Origin of the sequence: Enterobacter cloacae complex sp. S3, assembly GCF_014930495.1 — a bacterium.
Taxonomy (GTDB): domain Bacteria; phylum Pseudomonadota; class Gammaproteobacteria; order Enterobacterales; family Enterobacteriaceae; genus Enterobacter; species Enterobacter asburiae_B.
In genome coordinates, this window is sequence record NZ_JADBRD010000086.1 from 1 (window position 1) to 703 (window position 703).

1 protein-coding gene is annotated in these 703 nt (G+C 67.7%); it reads left to right on the forward strand.

Going from position 1 to position 703, the window contains the following annotated elements; genetic code table 11:
• On the forward strand, positions 1-703 hold a 703-nt coding region (locus IM317_RS24335; protein ID WP_193362544.1), incomplete at both ends, for a filamentous hemagglutinin N-terminal domain-containing protein.

Here is a 703-nt window from a genome sequence, read left to right on the forward strand (position 1 = left end):
GACCCAGCTGGGCGGGCTTATCCAGAACAACCCCAACCTGCAGGCCGGGCGGGAAGCGACAGGCATCATCAACGAAGTCACGGGCGCCAGCCGCTCGCAGCTGCAGGGCTACACGGAAGTCGCCGGTAAGGCGGCAAACGTCATGGTGGCCAACCCGTACGGCATTACCTGTAACGGGTGCGGATTTATCAACACCCCGAACGTCACCCTGACCACCGGCAAGCCGCAGTTTGACGCCAGCGGTAACCTGCTGGCGCTGGAGGTAACGAAAGGGGCCATCACGGTTGAAGGCCAGGGGCTGGACGCCAGCAAGAGCGACGCGCTGTCGATTATTGCGCGCGCGACGGAAGTGAACGCCGCGATACATGCGAACGACCTGACGGTGACCGCAGGGGCGAACCGCGTGGGCGCCGACGGCAGCGTCAGGCCGGTTGCCGGCGAGGGCGCCGCGCCCGTGGTGGCGGTGGATACCGGCGCGCTCGGCGGGATGTATGCGAACCGTATCCGCCTGGTCTCCAGCGAGGCGGGCGTCGGGGTGAACCTCGGCAACCTCACCGCGCGCCAGGGCGACATTCAGCTGGATGCGGGCGGCAGACTGACGGTCAGGAACAGCCTCGCCAGCGGCTCGATTAGCGCGAAGGGCGCGGGAGTGGCCCTCAGCGGCAGCCATCAGGCCGGTGGTGCGCTGAACGTGGCCAGCTCG